17 protein-coding genes are annotated in these 19887 nt (G+C 72.5%); 10 read left to right on the top strand and 7 right to left on the bottom strand.

Annotation, left to right across the window (positions count from 1 at the left end; translation table 11 throughout):
• Window positions 1-16 precede the first annotated feature (16 nt).
• The 9 genes from sbnB (at window position 17) to QSK00_RS11195 (ending at window position 9186) form a co-directional block, all read left to right on the top strand.
• Window positions 17-1111 (top strand): 2,3-diaminopropionate biosynthesis protein SbnB, encoded by a 1095-nt coding sequence (gene sbnB / locus QSK00_RS11235; RefSeq protein WP_285590522.1) that lies wholly within the window; start codon window positions 17-19, stop codon window positions 1109-1111.
• Between the two features lie 124 nt (window positions 1112-1235).
• On the top strand, window positions 1236-2480 hold the full coding sequence (gene sbnA / locus QSK00_RS11230; protein ID WP_352231122.1) for a 2,3-diaminopropionate biosynthesis protein SbnA: 1245 nt from the start codon (window positions 1236-1238) through the stop codon (window positions 2478-2480).
• Window positions 2481-2482: 2 nt separating this feature from the next.
• Window positions 2483-3454: a TauD/TfdA family dioxygenase gene (locus tag QSK00_RS11225; protein ID WP_285590521.1), complete on the top strand. Its 972-nt coding sequence runs from the start codon at window positions 2483-2485 to the stop codon at window positions 3452-3454.
• A 12-nt stretch (window positions 3455-3466) separates the two neighbouring features.
• Window positions 3467-3925 (top strand): QcrA and Rieske domain-containing protein, encoded by a 459-nt coding sequence (locus QSK00_RS11220; protein ID WP_285590519.1) that lies wholly within the window; start codon window positions 3467-3469, stop codon window positions 3923-3925.
• 16 nt (window positions 3926-3941) lie between these two features.
• Complete coding sequence (locus QSK00_RS11215) at window positions 3942-6200, top strand: serine/threonine-protein kinase (RefSeq protein WP_285590517.1); 2259 nt, start codon at window positions 3942-3944, stop codon at window positions 6198-6200.
• Window positions 6201-6234: 34 nt separating this feature from the next.
• On the top strand, window positions 6235-6612 hold the full coding sequence (locus tag QSK00_RS11210) for a YchJ family protein (RefSeq protein WP_285590516.1): 378 nt from the start codon (window positions 6235-6237) through the stop codon (window positions 6610-6612).
• A 53-nt stretch (window positions 6613-6665) separates the two neighbouring features.
• Window positions 6666-8162 carry a long-chain-fatty-acid--CoA ligase gene (locus tag QSK00_RS11205; RefSeq protein ID WP_285590515.1) on the top strand — a complete coding sequence of 499 codons (1497 nt, stop codon included), beginning with the start codon at window positions 6666-6668 and terminating at the stop codon, window positions 8160-8162.
• A 41-nt stretch (window positions 8163-8203) separates the two neighbouring features.
• Entirely contained in the window at window positions 8204-8614 is a 411-nt protein-coding gene (locus tag QSK00_RS11200; RefSeq protein ID WP_285590514.1) for a hypothetical protein, read from the top strand.
• Window positions 8615-8823: 209 nt separating this feature from the next.
• Window positions 8824-9186: an LGFP repeat-containing protein gene (locus QSK00_RS11195; RefSeq protein WP_285590512.1), complete on the top strand. Its 363-nt coding sequence runs from the start codon at window positions 8824-8826 to the stop codon at window positions 9184-9186.
• A gap of 216 nt (window positions 9187-9402) precedes the next feature.
• On the opposite strand, the gene QSK00_RS11190 is transcribed toward QSK00_RS11195, so the two are convergent.
• The 3 genes from QSK00_RS11190 to QSK00_RS11180 all read right to left on the bottom strand — a co-directional run bounded on the left by QSK00_RS11190 (window position 9403) and on the right by QSK00_RS11180 (window position 12540).
• On the bottom strand, window positions 9403-10221 hold the full coding sequence (locus tag QSK00_RS11190; protein ID WP_285590510.1) for a M55 family metallopeptidase: 819 nt from the start codon (window positions 10219-10221) through the stop codon (window positions 9403-9405).
• Between the two features lie 340 nt (window positions 10222-10561).
• Window positions 10562-11212, bottom strand: a complete 651-nt coding sequence (locus QSK00_RS11185; RefSeq protein WP_285590509.1) for a response regulator transcription factor — start codon at window positions 11210-11212, stop codon at window positions 10562-10564.
• Window positions 11212-12540 (bottom strand): sensor histidine kinase, encoded by a 1329-nt coding sequence (locus QSK00_RS11180; protein WP_285590508.1) that lies wholly within the window; start codon window positions 12538-12540, stop codon window positions 11212-11214. Before QSK00_RS11180 ends, QSK00_RS11185 begins: the two co-directional genes overlap by 1 nt.
• 132 nt (window positions 12541-12672) lie before the next feature.
• On the opposite strand from QSK00_RS11180, the gene QSK00_RS11175 reads away from it, so the two are divergent.
• Window positions 12673-13914: an alpha/beta hydrolase family protein gene (locus tag QSK00_RS11175; protein ID WP_285590507.1), complete on the top strand. Its 1242-nt coding sequence runs from the start codon at window positions 12673-12675 to the stop codon at window positions 13912-13914.
• A 170-nt stretch (window positions 13915-14084) separates the two neighbouring features.
• Here QSK00_RS11175 and QSK00_RS11170 read toward each other — a convergent pair whose 3' ends face one another.
• The 4 genes from QSK00_RS11170 to QSK00_RS11155 all read right to left on the bottom strand — a co-directional run bounded on the left by QSK00_RS11170 (window position 14085) and on the right by QSK00_RS11155 (window position 19814).
• Complete coding sequence (locus tag QSK00_RS11170; protein WP_285590506.1) at window positions 14085-14759, bottom strand: hypothetical protein; 675 nt, start codon at window positions 14757-14759, stop codon at window positions 14085-14087.
• Between the two features lie 665 nt (window positions 14760-15424).
• Window positions 15425-17479 carry a DEAD/DEAH box helicase gene (locus QSK00_RS11165; RefSeq protein ID WP_285590505.1) on the bottom strand — a complete coding sequence of 685 codons (2055 nt, stop codon included), beginning with the start codon at window positions 17477-17479 and terminating at the stop codon, window positions 15425-15427.
• 319 nt (window positions 17480-17798) lie between these two features.
• Window positions 17799-18443, bottom strand: coding sequence for a ribonuclease H family protein (locus tag QSK00_RS11160; RefSeq protein ID WP_285590649.1), 645 nt, complete (start codon window positions 18441-18443; stop codon window positions 17799-17801).
• A gap of 168 nt (window positions 18444-18611) precedes the next feature.
• Window positions 18612-19814: an acyl-CoA dehydrogenase family protein gene (locus tag QSK00_RS11155; protein ID WP_285590504.1), complete on the bottom strand. Its 1203-nt coding sequence runs from the start codon at window positions 19812-19814 to the stop codon at window positions 18612-18614.
• Between the last annotated feature and the right edge of the window lie 73 nt (window positions 19815-19887).

Genomic DNA, 19887 nt, shown 5'->3' with positions numbered 1-19887 from the left:
CGCCCAGGAGACGACCATGTCCACCGCCGCTGCCCCCGCCGCTGCCCCCGACGCGGTCCCGTCCGGCGCCGACGGGGCGCCCGTCTTCGCCGTGATCCCCGGTGCCCAGGTCGCCGGCGCCCTGCACGGGCGGGAACGCGCGATCGTCGACGTCGTCGAGCAGGCCTACCGGATGCACGGAGCCGGGCTGACCAGCAACCCGCCGTCGTACTTCCTGCGCTTCCCGGACAAGCCGAACTCCCGGATCATCGCCCTGCCCGCCTCGGTCGGCGGCGACGTGGGCGTCGACGGCATCAAGTGGGTCTCGAGCTTCCCCGACAACGTCGCCGCCGGACGGCCCCGCGCCTCGGCGGTGCTCATCCTCAACGACCACGCGACCGGCTATCCCTTCGCGTGCCTCGAGGCCTCGATCATCAACGCCGTCCGGACGTCGGCCTCGGCCGCCCTCGCCGCCGACCGCCTCACCGCCGGCCGGCCGCGGCCCCGTCGGGTGGGCTTCTTCGGCGTCGGGCTGATCGCGCGCTACCTGCACACCTACCTCGCCGCGACCGGGTGGGAGTTCGACGAGGTCGGGGTGTACGACCTGAACCCGGAGAGCGCCGTCGGCTTCCGCGGCTACCTGTCCGCCCACGACCCGGCGACCACGGTGCGCATCCACCCCGACGCCGAGTCGCTCGTGCGCTCGAGCGACCTGCTGGTCTTCGCGACGATCGCGGGCGAGCCGCACGTCCACGACCCGGCCTGGTTCGACCACCACCCCCTGGTCCTGCACGTCTCGCTGCGTGACCTCGACCCCGTGATCGTGCTCGGCGCGACGAACGTCGTCGACGACGTCGACCACTGCCTGCGGGCGAACACCTCGCTGCACCTCGCCGAGCAGCAGATCGGGAACCGGGACTTCGTCGACGGCACGCTCGACGACGTCCTGACGGGCCGGCTGACCCCGCCGCAGAACCGCACCACCGTGTTCTCGCCGTTCGGACTCGGAATTCTGGATCTCGCCGTCGGAAAGGCCGTGTACGACGAGATCGCCCGCAGCGGGAGTCTGCAGGAGATCGACGGGTTCTTCCACGAGATGCAGCGCTACGGGACGGGTCCCGAACGGCGCTGAGACGAGATCCGAAATGGTCGGTGACGGCCGGTGACCGGGCGTGGCGAAAAGCGTCAGATCAATTCCGGAACAGCGGCGCACAGGGCATGCTGGGCGCCTGACGGCGGGCCGAGGGGGCAGCGCGATGAGTGATTCGAACGACGACTCCGGTACGACCGTGCGCATCCAGCTGCACGGTCTCGACGCGCAGACCGTCGCCGTCGCCCCGGGGACGACCGTGCAGGTCTCCTACGTCGCGGGCGGGAAGGCGGCGCTGGTCACGCCGGACGCGCCCGGTCCCCGTCCCGCCCCGCCGCCGGTGCGCGACGGTCGCCGGCCAGCCGGTCCGCGCCCGCCGGGACCGACCGTCGGGTCGCCGAACATCGTCTCGGCGCCGCAGCAGTTCAACACCCACGATCTGTTCGTCGACCTGCGCCCGATCGTCGACCAGGCGCTGTTCTGCAAGGTCGAGGGAATGAACTTCGCCGGGTCGGTCAAGCTCAAGGCGGCCGCCGCGATGGTGGAGGCCGCCGAGATCGCGGGACAACTGAATCCGTGGTCGATCATCGTCGAGTCGTCGTCGGGCAATCTCGGGGTCGCGCTCGCCATGGTCAGCGCGAATCGGGGCTACCGATTCATCTGCGTCACCGACGACCGGTGCAATCCGCAGACCCGCCGGTTGATGGAGACCTACGGCGCGGAGGTGCACGTGATCTCCACCCCGCACCCGGAGACCGGTCTGCTCGGGGCCCGGCTCGAGCACCTGCGCGAACTCTGCGACCGCAACCCCGACACCGTCTGGCTCAACCAGTACGAGAACCCCGCCAACGCGGGGGCGCACTACGCGACCACCGCCCCGGCGATCGCCCGTGCCTTCCCCGCCCTCGAGGTGCTCTTCGTCGGGGCCGGGACCACCGGCACGCTCATGGGCAACGCCCGGTGGTTCAAGCAGTACCGGCCCGACGTGCGCGTGGTCGCGATCGACGTCGAGGGGTCGGTCAGCTTCGGCGGGCCGGCCGCGCCCCGCCACATCCCCGGCCTCGGCATGGGGATGACGCCGCCGGCCCTGGACCGCTCGCTCGTCGACGACGTGGTGATGGTCCCCGAGACCGAGACGCTGCGGATGTGCCAGCGCCTCGCGATGCGCGGCTTCCTGTTCGGGGGCTCGACCGGCACCGTCGTCGCCGGTGCCGCCGGCTGGCTCGCCCGGCACGCCCGACCCGACACGCCCGCGGTGACCCTCGCGCCCGACCAGGGCGAGCGCTACCTCGACACCGTCTACGCCCCGGCGTGGCGCGAGGAGCACTACGGCACCGCCGGCCACCTCTCCCGCCCGCACCGGCTGCCCGACGCGGGCGCCGCCGTCCCACCCCCGCCGTCGGAGGAGTGACCATGTCCGCGACCCTCGGGCCCCCCGCCGCCCCGCTCGACCTGCAGGCGGGCCGACCACCGATCCTGCGCGCCGACGGGGCCGCCGACCCCGTCGGGTGGACCACCCACCACCGCACCGAGGTGCGCCAGATCCTGGCCCGGCACGGGTCGGTACTGGTGCGCGGTCTCGGGCTGCGCGACCCGGCGCTCACCGCCGCGGTGATGCAGCGGCTCACGTCGGGCGGTCTGCGGCCCGAGCGCGAGCCGTTCGCGCCGCGCACCCGGCTCGTCGACGGGCTGCAGTCGGCCACCCCCTGGCCCGCCACGCAGCAGATGTGCCTGCACCACGAGCTGAGCTACGTGCCCGACCCGCCCGCGTTCCTGTTCTTCGCCTGCCTCGTCCCGCCCGCACGCGGCGGGGCGACACCGGTCGGCGACGGCGCCGCCGTGCTCGCGGCCCTGCCGCCCGCCCTCGTCGCCCGCTTCGAGCGCGAGGGCTGGTTGCTGGTCCGGCACTACAACGACGACGTCGGCGCGTCCTGGGCCGAGGCGTTCGGCACCGGCGACCGGGCCGCCGTCGAGCAGTACTGCCGGTCCCAGGGCATCGAGTTCAGCTGGGACCCCGACGGCGGGCTGCGCACCCGGCAGCGGCGGCGGGCCGTGGTCCGCCACCCGGTCGACGGGCGCCCCTGCTGGTTCAACCAGGTGGCCTTCCTCAGCGAGTGGGCCCTGGACCCCGACGTCCGGGAGTACCTCGTCGAGCTGCACGGGCCCGACGGGCTGCCCTTCACCACGCGCTTCGGTGACGGCGAGCCGATCGGGCAGGACGTCGTCGACGTGATCAACGAGGCCTACACGGCACACACCCTGCGCGAGCCGTGGCAGGCCGGGGACCTGCTGGTCCTCGACAACATCCGCACCGCGCACGGCCGCGACGCCTACGAGGGCGACCGCACGGTCGTCGTGGGCATGGCCGACCCGGTCCGGCTGTAGCGGAGGACACCGATGGCGTCCGAACGGTGCACCCGGCCCGACCGCCGGGCGGTCCTGGTCGGCGGCGCGCTGGCCTCGCTCACCGCCGCGTGCGGCGGTGCCCGACCCGCGCCACCCGCGCAGGCCCCCGGGCCGGACGGCTTCGCCCCCGGACAGCCCGTCGCCGAGGCGGTGGCCGGGGGCCCGGGCACCGTGCTCGGACCCGCGGACGCCGTCCCACCGGGTGGGGGAGTCGTCTACGGGCGCCTCGCCGTCGTCGTGACCCGCACGACGGCGGGTGAGCTCCGCGGCTTCTCGGCGGTCTGCCCGCACGACGGGTGCCTCGTCAACGAGGTCACCGACGCGTCGATCGTCTGCCCCTGCCACGGCAGTCGCTTCGACCTCGACGGCGCGGTCACCCGGGGCCCGGCCCGCGGCCCGCTCGCGGCCCGCCCGGTCCGGGTCGACCGCGGACACCTGGTGCTGGACTAGGAAGGGACGGCACGACATGGACCAGTTCGGGCAGTACGAGATCGGCGAGCTCATCGGCGCCGGGGGCATGGGGCAGGTGCACCGCGCCTTCGACACCCGCCGCAACCGGGACGTGGCGCTCAAACTGCTGCCCGAGTCGACCAGCCGCGACCCGATCTTCCAGCGGCGGTTCCGGCAGGAGTCCTACGCGGTCGCCAAGCTGCGCGAGCCGCACGTCGTCCCCATCCACGACTACGGCGAGATCGACGGCCGGCTGTTCATCGACATGCGCCTGGTCGACGGCAAGCCGCTGGCCCAGGTCATCGACGAGGACGGCCCGCTCGGGCCCGAGCGGGCGGTCGCGCTCGTCGCACAGGTGGCCGAGGCCCTCGACGCGGCGCACGCCGAGGGGCTCGTGCACCGCGACATCAAGCCGTCCAACATCCTGGTGACCCCCAGCGACTTCGCCTACGTCGTCGACTTCGGGCTCGCCCACGCCGCGGGACACACCCGCTCGTGGGCGACCGTGTCCGGGGCGACGCTGGGCACGCTCGACTACATGGCGCCCGAGCGGTTCGAGAACCGCGAGGTCGACGCCCGCACCGACGTCTACGCACTCGCGTGCGTGCTCTTCGAGTGCCTCACCGCCGCCAAGCCGTTCCCCGGTTCCGACCTGCCGTCGCAGATGTACGCCCACGTCTACCTCAGCCCGCGTCGTCCGAGCGACGTCACGGGCGGGATCGACGCCGCGCTGGACGACGTCGTCGTGCGCGGGATGGCCAAGGACCCGGCCGAGCGCTTCGCCGGTGCCGGTGAGCTGGCCCGCGCCGCGCGGGCGGCCATCGAGGGGTCACCGTCCGCGCCGGTCCCGGTCGCCGGCACCACGACGGGTGGCGCACCCGTGGCCGCCGCCGCGGCACCGGCCGGCTCGGTCGCCGGCGGCGTCGCGACGGCCGAGCCGGCCGCCCGGGTCGCCGAGCCCGTCTCCGCGCCCCCCTCCGCCGGGGGCGCCCTCGACGCGCCCACCACCGCCGTGGCCACCGCCGAGGCACCGACCACCACCGTCCCGAGATCGGGGGCGGGCTCGCCGGCGTCGCCACCCCGGCCTCCCGGGCCTCCCCGGTCCGCGCAGTCTCCGCCGTCGTCGGCCCCCGTCCCGCCGCCGGACCGGCCCGTCGAGCCGCCGGTGGCCGCCGCCCCGGCACCGCGGGGCCGGCGCCGGGCCGTGCTGCTCGGCGCCGCCGCGGCGCTGGTGGTCGTGGCCGTCGCCCTGACCGTCGGGATCGTCCTGGGGCGGGGCACCGGATCCGTCGACGGCGGTTTCGCGGCAGGGCAGCAGGGTGCCGCGACGGCACCGGTCCGCCCCGTCGTCGCGAACTCCGTGGCGACCCCGACCGTGGCCCAGACGGTGCCGGTGGGCCCCACCCCCGGCTACATGGAGATCGCACCGAACGGGAAGTTCGCCTACATCGCGAACCGGCAGGCCGGGATGGTGACGGTCTTCGACACCACCCGGAACGTCGTCACCGGCACCATCCCCGTCCCCGAGGGCGGACCGCAGTTCGTCGCCTTCTCCCCGGACAGCGGTCGGGCCTACGTCAGCGTCACCAACCAGGACTACTCGGTCAGCGAGGTGGCGGTCATCGACACCCGCACGGCGGCCGTGGTCGCCCGGGTACCCACCGGCAAGCGGCCCTTCGCGCTGCACGTCGCCCCCGACGGCTCGAAGGTGTACGTGCCCAACCACGACTCCAGCTCGATCACGGTCATCGACGCCGCGACCGACGCCGTCGTCAACACCATCGTCGTCGCGCCGAACCCGCACTGGGTCGACCTCTCGCCCGACGGCACCCGGCTCTACGCGGCCAACCACGAGTCGAACCTCATCACCACCATCGACACCGCGACGGACACGATCCTGAGCACGACGCCCGTCGGGAAGAGCCCGCACTCCATCGTGCGGATGCCGAACACGCCGCTGCTGCTCAACGCCAACTACGACGACAACACGCTGTCGGTGACCGACACCGACACCGGGAAGGTCGTCGCCACCATCCCCACCCAGGACCACCCGCAGGACATCACGCTCGCCGCCGACAACAAGCACGCCTACATCGCGCCGGTCGACGCCAACTCCATCCAGGTCCTCGACACCACGACGATGCAGATCACCGCGACCGTCCCGACCGGCCGCGGCCCGACGAGCGTGGCGGTCGGCCCCGAGGGGCGGCAGGCCTACGTGACCAACCTGCTCGACGGCACCGTCACCATCCTCAACATCGCCAGCACCGCCTGAGGGCACGGGTCACGGGCGCCTATCCTCGGCGCCCGTGTCCGCCCGCCGGTGCCCCTGCGCCTCCGCCGAGACCTTCGACGCGTGCTGCGGGCGCTACCTCGGCCCCGACGGCGCCGCGCCGCCCACCGCCGAGGCGCTGATGCGCTCGCGCTACACGGCGTTCGTGGACCACGACGTCGAGCACCTGCTGCGGACCTGGCACCCGTCGACCCGGCCGGCGTCGCTCGATCTCGACCCGCAGACCCGGTGGCGGGGCCTCGAGATCGTCGACCGGGTCGGCGGCGGCCCGTTCGACTCCGACGGGACCGTCGAGTTCCGCGCCCACCACCGCGACGGCGTGCAGCACGAGCGCAGCCGGTTCGTCCGCGAGAACGGTCGGTGGTCCTACCTCGACGGGACCGTCGCGGGCTGATCAGCGGCGATCCGTGGTTCGATCACGGTTCGCGAACAGTTGGGGGTACGACGGTGAACCTCGCTCAGAACCTGGTCGACACGGCGGACAGGTCCCCGGACGGGATCGCGCTCCGCGCCGGAGGGACGACGATCGACTACGCGTCGTTCCTCGACTCCGCCCGCGCGGTCGCGGGCGCGCTGCACGAGCTCGGCGTGGCGCCGGGGGACCGGATCGGGCTCGTCTCGTCCAACGTCCCCGCGTTCCCCGTCGGGTTCTACGGGGCCCTGATCGCGGGTGCCGCCGTCGTGCCCATGAACCCGCTGCTCACCCAGCGCGAGATCAGCTACTACCTCGAGGACTCCGGGGCGAGCGTCGTCATCGCGCTCGACGAGGTCGCCCAGGCCGCCCGCGGCGCGGCGGAGGCCGCGGGCCTGGCGGTACTCGAGCTCCCCGCGGCCGGGCCGGCCGACGGGCAGCTGGACGGCGAGCCGGTCGTCGACCCGGTCGAGCGCTCGGACTCCGACCTCGCCGTCATCCTCTACACCTCGGGCACCACGGGGCAGCCCAAGGGCGCGATGCTGACCCACCAGAACCTCGACTCGAACTGCCGCACCACGGTCGAGGCCCTCATCCGCACCACCCCCGACGACGTGATCATGGGCTGCCTGCCGCTCTTCCACGTCTTCGGCCTGACCTGCGGGCTCAACGCCTCCGTCGTCTCGGGGGCGTCGCTCGCGCTCATCCCGCGTTTCGACCCCGCGGCGGTCCTCGAGATCATCGAGGAGCAGCGCGTCACGGTCTTCGAGGGCGTGCCGACGATGTACGGCGCCCTGCTCGACACCGACGCGCAGGCCGACACGAGTAGCCTGCGCACCTGCATCTCCGGGGGCGCCGCGCTGCCGGTCGAGCTGTTGCACTCGTTCGAGAAGAAGTTCGACGCCACGATCCTGGAGGGCTACGGCCTGTCCGAGACCTCGCCGGTCGCCTCCTTCAACCAGCCCGACGAGGAGCGCAAGGCCGGCTCGATCGGTCGGCCCGTGCCCGGCATGGAGCTGCGGCTCGTCGACGACGACGGGAACGACGTGCCGGTCGGCGAGGTCGGCGAGATCGCGATCCGCGGCGAGGGCGTGATGGCGGGGTACTTCGGCCGTGACGAGGCCACCGCCGAGTCGATCCCCGACGGCTGGTTCCGCTCGGGCGACCTCGCGAAGGTCGACGAGGACGGCTACTTCTTCATCGTCGACCGCAAGAAACAGCTGATCATCCGCGGGGGCTACAACGTCTACCCGCGGGAGATCGAGGAGGTGCTCTACCAGTACCCGTCGGTCGCCGAGGTCGCGGTGGTGGGGCTGAAGCACTCCCGGCTCGGCGAGGAGGTCGGCGCCGCGATCTCCGTGCGGGGCGGGGCCGACATCGACGTCGAGGAGGTCAAGGCGTTCGCGAAGGAGCAGCTCGCGGCCTACAAGTACCCCCGCCACGTCTGGGTCGTCGACGCGCTGCCGAAGGGGCCGACCGGTAAGATCCTGCACCGGGAGGTCGAGCCGCCGTCCGACCTCGAGGTGGAGTGACGCGGCCCGCCTCCGGCACCACGACCGGCACGACGACCGGCATGGAAGCCGCCCGCCCCGGGCGCTCGACGAGGTGTTCGACGCGCACGGGGTCGCGGTGGCCTACCTGTTCGTCCGCCGGGGAGCCGGCGTGGGACGCCACGGCTCGCCTCGCCGCGGACCTCGCCCCGGTGTTCGGGACGGCGGTGGACGTCGTCGACCTCGAGCCGGCCACCCTCGTGCTGCGGGGACTCGTGGCCGACCGGGGGCGGCTCCTGCAGTCGACCGACGAAGCCCGCCGCGTGCGGTTCGAGGTCGATGCGCGGATGGCCTCGGCAACCGAGGCCCTTCAGGACGTCCTCGACGCGACTCGTCCCGTCCCGTCCCCGCTCAACTCGACAGGTGCGGCGCCGGCAGGGCACGCGAGCCGGTGGCTACGGCAGACCCGGCGCGAGGAGGCGTGCGAGGGCTGATGGACATCGGACTCCTGGCCGCGGGCGCAGGGGCCGGCAGCGCAGGAGTCGGAGCGATGGCCGTGGTGCAGGGTGCCCGCGTCTGGTGGCGAGGACGTCCCGAGCACCACCGTGCACGGCGAGAGGCCGGATAGGCGACCACGGAGGGCGGGCAGGCTGCGAAGCGCGAGGTATCGGGGGTTGCCCATCCAGGGACGAGACTGGTGGGGGTGAGGCTCTGTCGCGCGGCAGTCATCAGCACCTTCGCCATCGCCGTCGTCGCGGGCGTCGTGGCGCTGGTGGCGGCGACCGTCGGCGAAGACGTCGAGACGTTCGCGGACGGGTTCGACCCCACCGTGAGCCATACGCTCCGAGGGCCGGTACTGGAGCGCTACCGAGCCGAGGGCGGGCCAGCCGGCCCTCTGGGTCTCCCGCTCTCCGATGAGTCCCCGACCACGTTCGAGCCAATGACATCGCGAGGAGCCGACCGGGAGGTCGGCTTTCGACACGGCGCGATCTACCTGGACTCGCAGAGCGGCCACACGTGGTTCGGGGTCTGGTACGCCTACCTCCCGCCAGACCCGATCCCGTAGGTCAAGATCGAGGCAGTATCGAGGCAGTATCAAGCCCCCGTGACACGCTCCGCGGAGCTGGACGTGGAAGCACGAAGCAGCAGGTCAGCGCGCATGCGACGGCGGCGGGGGAGACCCCGGAATCGGCCAAGGGCCCGTGCAGACCGAAGGGGGCGCTCGTAGCCCAACCGCCTCGCGACGAGCACGAGGTGGGCCGAGGCCGAGATCGCCTCGAGGTCAGATGCTCCTGGCCAGCGCTACGAAGACCTCGATGAGGTCGAGCGCGACGTCGATGTCGGGCACGCAGCGGCCGACGATGGTGGGGGCGAGCAGGCGGACCTCGGGGACGAGGCAGGCGAGCTCGGCCATCACGGGTCGGTGCATCTCCACTTCGAGATCGACCGGGCCGTCGATGGTGAATATCTGTTCCGGCGGGTGGAGCAGCGCGTCTCGGGCGCCCTGTTCGATGCGTGCGCACGCCTCGGTCGGATGCAGTCCGATTGCGGCGCGGTTGCCGAGTGCCAGCTTGACCTCGACCGTCGTGATGCCGGGCACGAGATCAGCAGCTTCACGGGCGAGCGTGTCATCGCCGGTCGCCAGGACGGTTCTCGCGCGGAACCTGCCGGCCAGCGCCGCGTTGAGGCCGAATTCGCCCAGTTCTCGGCCGTTGCATCGGACCGAGGCGATGACCCCTCCGCTGATCGTGTGCGCCAGTACCGATGTCGCCGTTCCGGCCCGACCGTGGTAACCGACGAAACACACGGCATCGGTGCCGCTCTGGATCCCCGAGATCATGGCGTGCCGCCGGGGTGCGCCCCGCACCAGCATCGCGCGGCGGTCCAGGCGATCCGGTATCAGGGTGCGGAAGTCGGCGTGGGCGTCGGCGACCAGCACCGTCGCATCGGGATGAGCGCTCAGGACACCGCGGACTGCCGCGTTGGCCTCGTCGGTCGTGTAGCCGCGGCTGCGTTCGAACTCGGGGTGACCCGGACGGATGTCATCGGGCGACACGACGCCCGCAGTGCCTTCCATGTCGACCGAGACGAGGACGTGCATGAGCTGTTCCTTTCGGTGTGGCTCGGGTCAGGTGCTGACAGGGGGGCGCCCCGGGCGACCCGGGAGAGGCGCTCGGCGATCTGCGCGAGGAGGAGCGTGGCTGACCTGACGTCCTCGAGTCTCATTCCGCCGCCGCCGCCGCCGTCGTCGCCCGCCCGGAACGTCCCGTGCCGACCCGTCGTCATCCTCCAAAGTCAGGATCATCTCGACCGCCCGTCCCGCACCAAGGTCGGCCCACCGCCGTGCGTTCGCCAGTTCCCTTGACCGGTGGGCCGGCCATCCGTCCGTCGCCGCGGGAAAGTCCGGTTCGACCAGCGCGCCTGGGCGAGGAGAACGGCGCTCAGGGGTGCACGCCGAGCCAGGCCAGGACAGCGAGAACGCGACGGTGATCGTCGTCGGACGGACCCTGCAGGCCGAGCTTGGCGAAGATCGACGAGATGTGTTTCTCGATCGTCCCGCGACTCATCGCCAGGGCGCGGGCGACCGCGGAGTTGGTACGCCCTTCAGCGATGCCTGCGAGCACGTCGCGTTCGCGAGGGGTGAGCGCGGACAGTCGGTCGGGTCGGTCTCGACGGGCGAAGAGTGTGGACACGACCTCCGGGTCGAGCACGGTGCCGCCGGCGACGATCCGTTCGAGGGCGTCGGCGAGATCGGCGAGGCGACTGACGCGGTCCTTGAGCAGGTACCCGACCCCGCCGCCGTAGCCGAGCAGCTCGGTGGCGTAGGAGGTCTCGACGTACTGGGAGAGGACCAGGACGGCGGTTGCCGGGCGGCGCGCGCGGATATCGAGCGCCGCGCGGAGGCCCTCGTCGGTGAACGTCGGTGGCATCCGGACGTCGATGACGGCGACGTCGGGATCGTGGACGTCGACAGCGTCGACCAACGCCGCCCCGTCCCCGACCGCGGCCACGACGTTCGCCCCGAGCTCGTCGAGTAGTCGGACGAGTCCCTCGCGGAGCAGCAGCGAGTCCTCGGCGAGCGCCACCCGCATCAGCGCACCATCCGGTCCCGGGACGGTCCCACTCCCGCCAGCGGGATGTCCGCCGTGAGCACGGTCGGCCCGCTCACGGGGCTCGTCACGTCCAGGTGCCCCTCGATCGACGTCAGTCGGTCGGCGAGACCGGACAGCCCGTGGCCCTTCCCGGGATGCGCGCCTCCCCGGCCGTCGTCCGCGACCTGCACCGTGACGCGGTCACCGTCGACGCCCACCATCACGCTCGCCCGAGTGGCAGCGGCGTGCTTGGCGACGTTCGTCAACGCCTCGGTGACCACGAAGTAGGCCGTGTTCTCCACGGCCGCCGACAGTGGCGCGCCGTCGGGCAGGTCGATGTCGAGTGTCACGGGTACCGGGCACCGTCCGGCGGCCGCGGTGATCGCCTCCGCGAGGCCACGGTCGGCAAGGATCGGGGGCGCGATCCCACGGGAGAGGGCGCGCAGCTCGGCCAGTGCCTCCCGATTCTGGACCAGCGCTTCGGCGAGCAGCGTCCGAGCCCGCCCGGGATCGTCGTCCAGACGCCGACCGATGCCCTCGAGGTCCATGTCCAGGCGCACGAGCCGCTGCTGGGGACCGTCGTGCAGGTCGCGCTCGACCCGGCGCAAGGTTCGGGCCTCGGCGTCCACCGCGGCGCGACGCGCGGCCGTGAGCTCGCTCGTCCGGGCGCGCAGCGCAGCGGTCTGATTGGTGAGCAAGCCACGGGCCATGGCAGCGCGGACCACGACGAGGCCGCGGGTCACCAGCGGAAACGTCAGGAGTAGCAGCGCCCCGAGGGCCGTCGTGATCGCCACATCCAGGGCGGGGGAGCGGCTCCCGGCGACGAGGTCGGCCAGTCCCCGATAGCTGTTGCCGTGGGGCACCGCCCAGAACCAGGTCACGGACAGGAGGGCGCCCAATCCACCCAGCCCCCAGCTCAGAGTGATCACGGCAGCAGCCAAGCGGAGCGGGAAGCCGAGCACAGCGTGCAGGAGGTCGCGCCACGACTGGGGGTCGCGCAGCTGAGGAAGGAGACGGGTCGTGCGGCCCGGTCCAAGCGCCACCCGGTACAGGCACGGCGGCAACTCCCGACCGGTCGCCGCGGCGGTGGCGCGCCGCTCGAGGGCAGCCAGAGCGCGGCAGGCCCGCAGGCTGAGGGCCAGGATCGGGAATCCCAGCCAGACGACCAGTGTGCCCATCCCCGTGGCGAGGCCCGCCACCGACACCAGGAACGCCGCTACCGCCAGGGGCAGCCCGACCAACAGGTAGCCCGCCTCCCGCAGGCACCGAGGTCCGGTGGCGTGGACGCCGAGGTTGGTCGTGACGTCCGCGGATGTGGTGGCGGTCATGGAACGAGATTGCCCCCGCCCGACGACCCGGGGAAGCCGGTCGACCCTGATGTCGAGCTCAGGGCCATCCCCCAGGCGGGCCGGAGGTCCACCGGCTGGTCCACCGGCGGAGCGCCGAGCACCGTCGACGCCGTGATCTCCACTCTTCCCCGGCTCGTTCGTCGGATGCGCGTTGCCGCGGCGACGACGCTCGTCGTGGGCCTCCTGACTTCGGCCTGCGCCTCCACCGCAGCGCCGCCTCCCGCGCCCACCGAGTCCTGCCGGCCGACCGACCGGGGGCGGCTGTTGTCCGTGGCCCCGACAGACCGGCTCAGCCCGGCGCAGGTGGCGACAGCCCTCGCCTCCGCCCGTCTGGCTGCTCCCGCCGAGCGGGGTGTCGACGGCTACCGAGTGCTCTACTGCACGGTCTCGCCGCAGCAGCGCCCATCGACGGCCAGCGGCCTGCTCGCTCTTCCGCACGGGCTGCAGGGCGCCCTACCACTTGTGGTCTACGAGCACTCGACGGTGACCGAGAAGCAGAACGTGCCGTCGGACCGACCCACCGGCGACGGGCTGCTGGCGCCGCCGTTCTTCGCCACCGCGGGGTTCGCCGTGATCGCGCCGGACTACCTCGGCCTCGGCGCCTCGAACGGCCCGCACCCCTTCATGGACGCCCCGTCGGAGGCCTCGGCGACCCGCGACCTCCTGCCCGCCGCCGAGCAGGCCGCCACACATCTTGGAGTGCATCTGTCCCACGACGTCCTGCTGACAGGACACTCTCAGGGAGGCAGCGCGGTCATGGCCGTCGGGCAGACGCTCCAGCGGGAAGGCGGACCCTGGCGGATGCGCGCCCTGGCCCCGATGGCCGGGCCCTACGACCTCGCCGCCACGGAACTGCCAGCCATCCTGGACTCCCGAGCTGTCGATCCCCACCGCGCGTCGGCGTATCTCGCGTACCTGCTCATCGCCTGGAACGAGCTCCACCCCTTCGCCCCCAACCTCGGGGAGGTGTTCACCCCGCCCTTTGCCGACACCGTCGACGCGTTGTTCGACGGGACACACGGATTCGGGGACATCGCCGCCGCGCTACCCCCACCCCAGCAGCTCTTCCAGCCGAGTGTTCAGGAGCTGATCACGCACCCCAGCGGATCGTTCGCGGCAGCCCTCGCAGCCAGCGAAGTCTGCCGCTGGGCGCCTCGCGTACCGACGAGGCTGTACGCCGGTCAGGCCGATCGTGACGTGGTCTTCGCAAACAGCGACGCCTGTCGCGCACAAATCAACGCTGCGGGCGGGCACGCCACGGTCATCGACCTCGGCAGTGTGGACCACGTCGGAACTGCGATCCTCGCCCTCCCCGCGATCCGCCACTGGTTCCTCGCACTCTCGGACCACTGAGCCATACGAACCCGCCGCGAGTCACCGCGAGACCCTGTGCACAACGCGCCGAACAACTACTCGCGCCGCTCGTCAAGCTGATATTCCGACAACTCCGATTTCCGTGGCATCTGCAGCCGGTTGAACTGCCTCGTCCGGAGGCGTTGGCGTCCCCCCACCGTAGTTCCGGCTCAATAGTTCCCGTCGATGACGGCGGTGCGCGGGGTGACTAGCATCGGCGGCCAGACGGCGGCGGTACGGCAGAGACGGTCGGGTACGACGACGTCGTACCACCCGCGGTCGCGTCGGGGAGGCGGCAACCCCAAGTCACGGGCGGTGCCGTCGTCGGTCAACGAGGCAATGGCGTAATCGCCATCGATGGCCTCGATCCGGCGGAGTTCGAGCTCAGAAGGAGCGAGACCACCACCGACCAACAACGTAGCCAGATCGGGCCGTCCGGGGACCGACGTGAGTGCTGCGACCGGAGTGAGCAGCGTCTTGCTCACGAAGATCGTATTGACCTGGACGCGGCCTTCCTGGCCGGGACGCAGGATTCCGCGGGGCGGGTCGGAGATGACGGCGACCGACGGGGGTGGATCAACGCTGGCGGTGAACTCGCCGTCATGCACACTGACCACCCACGCGTTCACGGCGGTGGCGGCGAGCGGTTGCTCGACGCTCACTTCCTGGCCGACCCGGGCTGCAGGAGCGTGGGCGGCGTCGGTGCGACCGGTCAGGGAGGAACCATCGAGAACGGTAGCGCGGGCCGCGAAGCCCTGGATCATCCCGCCGATGATCGTCGGAGCCGAGCAACGGCCGGTGACCTGCGAGGAGGTGCCCCCAACGTAGAGCCCCGTGACGAGCACTGCCAGGCACAGTGCAACGACTGCCCCCGCCCCCGCGCGCCGTCGCAACACCGGGTCAGGTTATTCCCGACCCGGTCGATCGCCCGCTGCTCCACTCTCCCCAGCAGCTGACGTCTCGGTGGGCAGGACCAAGAGCACGTTGCCGCGATAGTGCCACTGATCGCGGCATCGCCTTCGTGTCTCGGCTGGTTGCCTCTCGGCCCATAGATTCGGGCGAGGCCAGCGTCGTTGACGCATTCTGGCCCCAGGGCCGCGTGTCCGACCATTGTCCGCGTCGCCCACGCCGTGCTCGTCGGTGTCCCCGCTCGGCTGAACGCTCCCCGCGGTGCGGGAGGCTGACGTGCTGAACGCCGGGCCGGATGGTGGCTGCGGGGTGCTGAGCCGGTACCTGGCGTGCCCGAGTCGCCGACGGCCCGCTCGCGGTCGACGCCGAGAGGGCTGTACGGCGTCGCCCACGCATCGCGGCGCTCAGCACAGCATCGGCCACCGGCTCGCGCGCGCTCGGGCTGCCTCCGGACGGTGCTGACCCTGTTCGCCACGTGCGGCGATCTGCCTGGCACCAGCCCGCGCGCAGTCCTGCGGGCGTGCACCCCGTCGCAGCGCGGCCCGCCACCAGCGGCGGCGGAACCGCTGCTCAGACGACCCGGAGCGCGCCCGACCCGCCGTCAGGACAGGGCGGGCGTCCGGGACTCCAGCGCGCTGGTGAGCAGCGCGACCAGCGTGGCGTGCTGGGCGTCGGCCGACGCGATCTCCTCGTCGGACCCGTCCAGCGCGACCGCGGCCAGCCCCGCCTTGTCGTCGATCAGCTCGGCGATGCGGGCGTCGATGGTCTGCGCGGCGAGGATGCGCCAGGCAGTGACCGGCATCGACTGACCGATGCGGTGGCACCGGTCGATGGCCTGGGTCTGCTCCGCCGCCGTCCACGGCAGCTCGGCGAGCACGATGTTCGACGCGACCTGCAGGTTGATGCCGACGCCCGCCGCGGTCAGCGAGCAGACGATGACCTGGACCTCGGGGTCGTTGACGAACGCGTCGATGTTCTTCTGGCGTGCGGTGCGGGACTGGTCGCCCCGGATCGCCGACCAGCGCACTCCCTGCTTGTCGAACGTCGCCTGCGCCTCGTCCATGACGTCGACGTGCTTGGCGAAGAACACGACCTTGCCGGCGCTGCGCGCGAGCTGCGCGGCGTAGTCGGCGGCCAGGGCGGCCTTCGCCTGCCCGATCCGGCGCATCATCGTGAAGACGTTGTCGCCGTTGGGGGAGTTCTCGGCGTCCTTCTGCTCCCACGTGGCGACCAGGCGCACCAGGTCGCGGTCGATGCCGTCGACCTCGCGTTCTCCACGGCGGGCGGCGAGGGCCTCGTCGTAGCGGGCCATCATCCGCGCGGCGAGGTCGCGCTCCGCGGCGCGGATCGACCGTCCGGTGGGGCCGTCGAGCTCGACGGGGAGGTCGGCGATGCGCCGCTCGGGGATGTCGGCGGCGACGTCGACCTTGCGGCGTCGCACGATCCCCATGTCGACGACGGCCTGGCGCGCCTCGGGGTAGAAGTCCCGGTCCGCCGGGGTGAGCCCGGTGTCGGTCAGGGAGTCCATGAGGTCGCCGAGGGGCTTCTTCTCGTCGATCCAGCCGAGGAACTCCCAGATCGCGAGGAAGTCCTCGATGTCGTTGATCAGGGGCGTGCCGGTCAGGGCCATGAGCAGGGGACGGCCCGCGAAGGACCGGATCCGCTCGGACAGCGCCAGCACGTGCTGCGACCGCTGCGAGCCCTTGTTCTTGATGAAGTGGGCCTCGTCGACGACCATCCCGCGGAACCCGAAGTCGCCGAGCCAGCCGACGTGCCGGTCGAGCACGTCGTAGTTGACCACCACGATGTCGGCGAACCCGTCGACGGAGTCGCCGTTGCCGTGCACGGCGGTCACCGTGCGGCGGGGGCACCAGAGTCCGGCCTCGCGGACCCAGTTGGTCTTGACGACGTTCGGCACGACGACCAGCAGCGGGTACGCCTGCGCGGCCTCCGCGGCGAGGAGGGCCTGCGCGGTCTTGCCCAGGCCGGGCTCGTCGGCCAGCAGGAAGGTGCGGTGGCCCTCGGCGACGGCCTCGACGACCTCGGCCTGGTGCGGCATGAGGTCCTGCCCGGCGCGCGTGTGCAGCGTCTCGGGCTCGGGGAGATCCATGCACGCCGGAGCACCGGCGCCCGCCCGCTCGAAGGAGCGCAGCAGGGGCTCCAGGAGCTCCCAGCTCGCGAGCCGCGACGGGCGTGGGGCGGTCGGCCGCGCGATCGAGTAGTCGGGCTCCATGAAGGGGTTGGCGAGCTGGCGCGAGATCACCGACTGCGGGACGACGCCCGAGCGCACCGGCACCACCGGCTCGTCGTCGGGCTCGGGCTCCGGCTCGGGCTCGACCTCGATGCCGGCCTTGCGCAGCATGTCCCGCTCGAGGGAACGGGCCTCGTCGGAGACGACGGCGTCCTCGGAGAGCAGCACCATGAGCCGCGAGTCGCGGACGGCGCTCATGGCCAGCGACGTCGCGACGTCGTCGAGCCGTTTGAGCTGCTCGGCCCGCTTGGTCTCACCGAGCGACTCGTCGGCCCGCACCCGGGCACGCTCGTCGCGCAGCATCAGCGCGACCGCCTGGAACTTGGTGCGGATCGACTCGGTCACCCGGCCGTTGCCGAGCGCGGTCTTGACCTCGCGGACGGCGCGCTGGAGCACCGACAACACGTCGTCGCCACCCCGGCGACCACCACGCCGTCGGTCGTTGCCGGCGCCGCCACGGCGAGCCCTCGTGGGCTGGCCTCCTCGAGCCACGTACTCCTCCTCCGTGCACGACGCCGTCGTGCTGGCCTGTCGTGAGACAGCGAGGGCCCGAGGATGCCGACCCGGTGGGAGCGACCTCGACCCGTTGCCCGGGAGCCCGCCGCAGAACAGGACCGCTCTGCGAAGAACCGGTGCGTCACCCGGACCGTGCGACACCACGAATGGTCCCGCATCCGCGACTATACGCGGACCGGACCCGGACCGGCACGGGACACGCGCGAGGTCAGGCCACGGCCTTGGACTGCTCGACGGCGAGCCGGTCGACCAGGTCGTTCATCTCGTCCCCGGAGTGGCCCTTCACCCAGCGGAAGGAGATGTCGCCCCGGTCGTTGACCAGCGTGATCAACGGCTCCCACAGGTCCCGGCTGACCACCGGCCTCTTCGCGCTCGTCACCCAGCCGCGCGCGATCCAGCCCTTCCACCAGCCGTCGCGGAAGCAGTTGACGACGTAGGTCGAGTCGCTCACCACCACGAGCGGGCCCTCGAGCGAGCGCACCGCCTCGAGCGCTGCGCGGATCTCCATGCGCTGGTTGGTGGTGGGTGCCTCGCCGCCGCTCGCCTGCCGGCCGTCCTTGGTCGCCCAGGCCCAGCCGCCGGGCCCGGGGTTGCCCGAGCAGGCGCCGTCGGTCCAGACCTCGAGCGCGCCCTCGGCGGCGGGCATGTCGGCCCGGGCGGGCTTCGCGGCCTTCTTCGTCGGGGACGCCTTCGGAGCTGTTCCCGACGACGCTGTTCCCGACGACGACGCCGGCTGGTCGCCCGCGTCGGCGCAGGCCACGTGCGCCCACCGCTGGCCGGCCTTCGCGATCTGCTCGCCGGGGGAGACGGGCGCGGCGCACACCCCGCACGTGGTCGCGTACTTCGCGGTCATCGGCACCGCGCCAGGGTAGGTCGCGCCGCGCGCGGCCCGGCCGACCCGGGCACGCGGCTCCCGAGCCGTCCGCGAGTGGTACATGGGGCAGGCCGACGGTCGCGGCGGCCTGCCTGGTGTGTATCTCGCGGAGGGCGGGCGGCGTGCGGCCACGGCGGTCGGCGCTCGTCAGCGCTTCCCCGCACTCCAGGCGTAGGGCAGCTCCGAACCGTTCAGCACGTGGTCGCCCACGGTCTGCAGCTTGTAGATCAGCGGGTTGTGCGTCGAGATCGTGCGCGCGTTGCGCCAGTGGCGGTCGAAGCGCAGCGACTCCGACGTGATCGACGCGCCGCCGACCTCGAACAGCTGGGTCGTCGCGTCGAGCACCGTGGGGATCACGGCGGCCTGGGCGCGGGCGACGTCGAACTCGACGCGGTCGAGCAGGTCGTCGTCGTCGTGCCCGGACAGGATGTGGTCGAGCTGGTCGGCGATGTCGAGCACGATCGTCCGCGACGCGTACGCCGCCGAGGAGAGGCGGCCGATGACCTGCTGCACCAGCGGGTCGTCCTTGGGCAGGTCGGCGGCGGCGTGGGTGAAGGAGCGGGTGCGGCGGCGGACCCAGTCGGCGACGTCGTCGGTGGCGCGCTGGGCGATGCCCGCGAGCACGGCGAGCTGCACGAGCTGCAGGTAGGCCGTGCCGTAGGTCCGGCCCGGTGTCCCGTAGCCCGGCCCGAGCACCCGGTCGGCCGGGACGAACACGTCGTGGAACTCGGTCGTGCCGCTCGCGGTGAGCCTCTGGCCGAACCCGTCCCAGTCGTCGTGCTGGGTGATGCCCTCGGCGTCGGCGTCCACGAGCACGGCGAGCCGGTCCCCGTCGCGGTCGGCGGCGACGATGATGTGGTCGGAGTAGAGGCTGCCGGTGCTGTAGTACTTCGTGCCGTTCAGGCGGTAGCCGTCTCCGTCCGGGGTCAGCGTCGTCCGGTACCGGTCGATCGCGCCGACCCCGGGCTCGGAGATCGCGTTGCCGACGAGGCGGCCGTCGGCCACGGCCCGCAGCCACCGCTCGCGGTCGGGACCGGGCTTCTCGAGCAGCTGCTCCTCGACGAACCACCAGTGCACCCGCAGGGCCTGCGGGAGGTTCGACTCGGCCGCCGCGAGGGCGATGAGCTGCCGGAAGAGCTGGCGCACCGACGCGCCGTGACCGCCGTCCTCGACGGGGACGCGCAGGGCACCGAAGCGCACCTCCTTCAGCGCGGCCACCTCGTCGAACGCAAGGGAGCGGTCGTGCTCGCGCTGCAGCGCGCCCTCGGCGATGCGCGCCAGGACGGGGGCGAAGAGCTCGTCGAGCCGGGCATCGGAGGTAGTGGTGCCGGTGGGTGCGGTCGTGGTCACGGGAGATCCTTTCGCAGGCGGGGACGGCCCTGCAGCAGGCAGGGCGCGTGGCAGGAGGGCGCCCGGCACCGCG

Origin of the sequence: Actinomycetospora sp. NBRC 106378 (assembly GCF_030269685.1) — a bacterium.
Lineage (GTDB): Bacteria > Actinomycetota > Actinomycetes > Mycobacteriales > Pseudonocardiaceae > Actinomycetospora.
The sequence above is the reverse complement of the archived record's forward strand: the minus strand, read 5'-3'. Positions and strand labels throughout refer to the sequence as shown.

Bases quoted from the DNA above. Each gene is read 5' to 3' on its own strand.
- sbnB (WP_285590522.1), top strand. From the start codon at position 17: ATGTCCACCGCCGCTGCCCCCGCCGCTGCCCCCGACGCGGTCCCGTCC.
- sbnA (WP_352231122.1), top strand. From the start codon at position 1,236: ATGAGTGATTCGAACGACGACTCCGGTACGACCGTGCGCATCCAGCTG.
- QSK00_RS11225 (WP_285590521.1), top strand. From the start codon at position 2,483: ATGTCCGCGACCCTCGGGCCCCCCGCCGCCCCGCTCGACCTGCAGGCG.
- QSK00_RS11220 (WP_285590519.1), top strand. From the start codon at position 3,467: ATGGCGTCCGAACGGTGCACCCGGCCCGACCGCCGGGCGGTCCTGGTC.
- QSK00_RS11215 (WP_285590517.1), top strand. From the start codon at position 3,942: ATGGACCAGTTCGGGCAGTACGAGATCGGCGAGCTCATCGGCGCCGGG.
- QSK00_RS11200 (WP_285590514.1), top strand. From the start codon at position 8,204: ATGGAAGCCGCCCGCCCCGGGCGCTCGACGAGGTGTTCGACGCGCACG.
- QSK00_RS11190 (WP_285590510.1), bottom strand. From the start codon at position 10,221: ATGCACGTCCTCGTCTCGGTCGACATGGAAGGCACTGCGGGCGTCGTG.
- QSK00_RS11185 (WP_285590509.1), bottom strand. From the start codon at position 11,212: ATGCGGGTGGCGCTCGCCGAGGACTCGCTGCTGCTCCGCGAGGGACTC.
- QSK00_RS11180 (WP_285590508.1), bottom strand. From the start codon at position 12,540: ATGACCGCCACCACATCCGCGGACGTCACGACCAACCTCGGCGTCCAC.
- QSK00_RS11160 (WP_285590649.1), bottom strand. From the start codon at position 18,443: ATGACCGCGAAGTACGCGACCACGTGCGGGGTGTGCGCCGCGCCCGTC.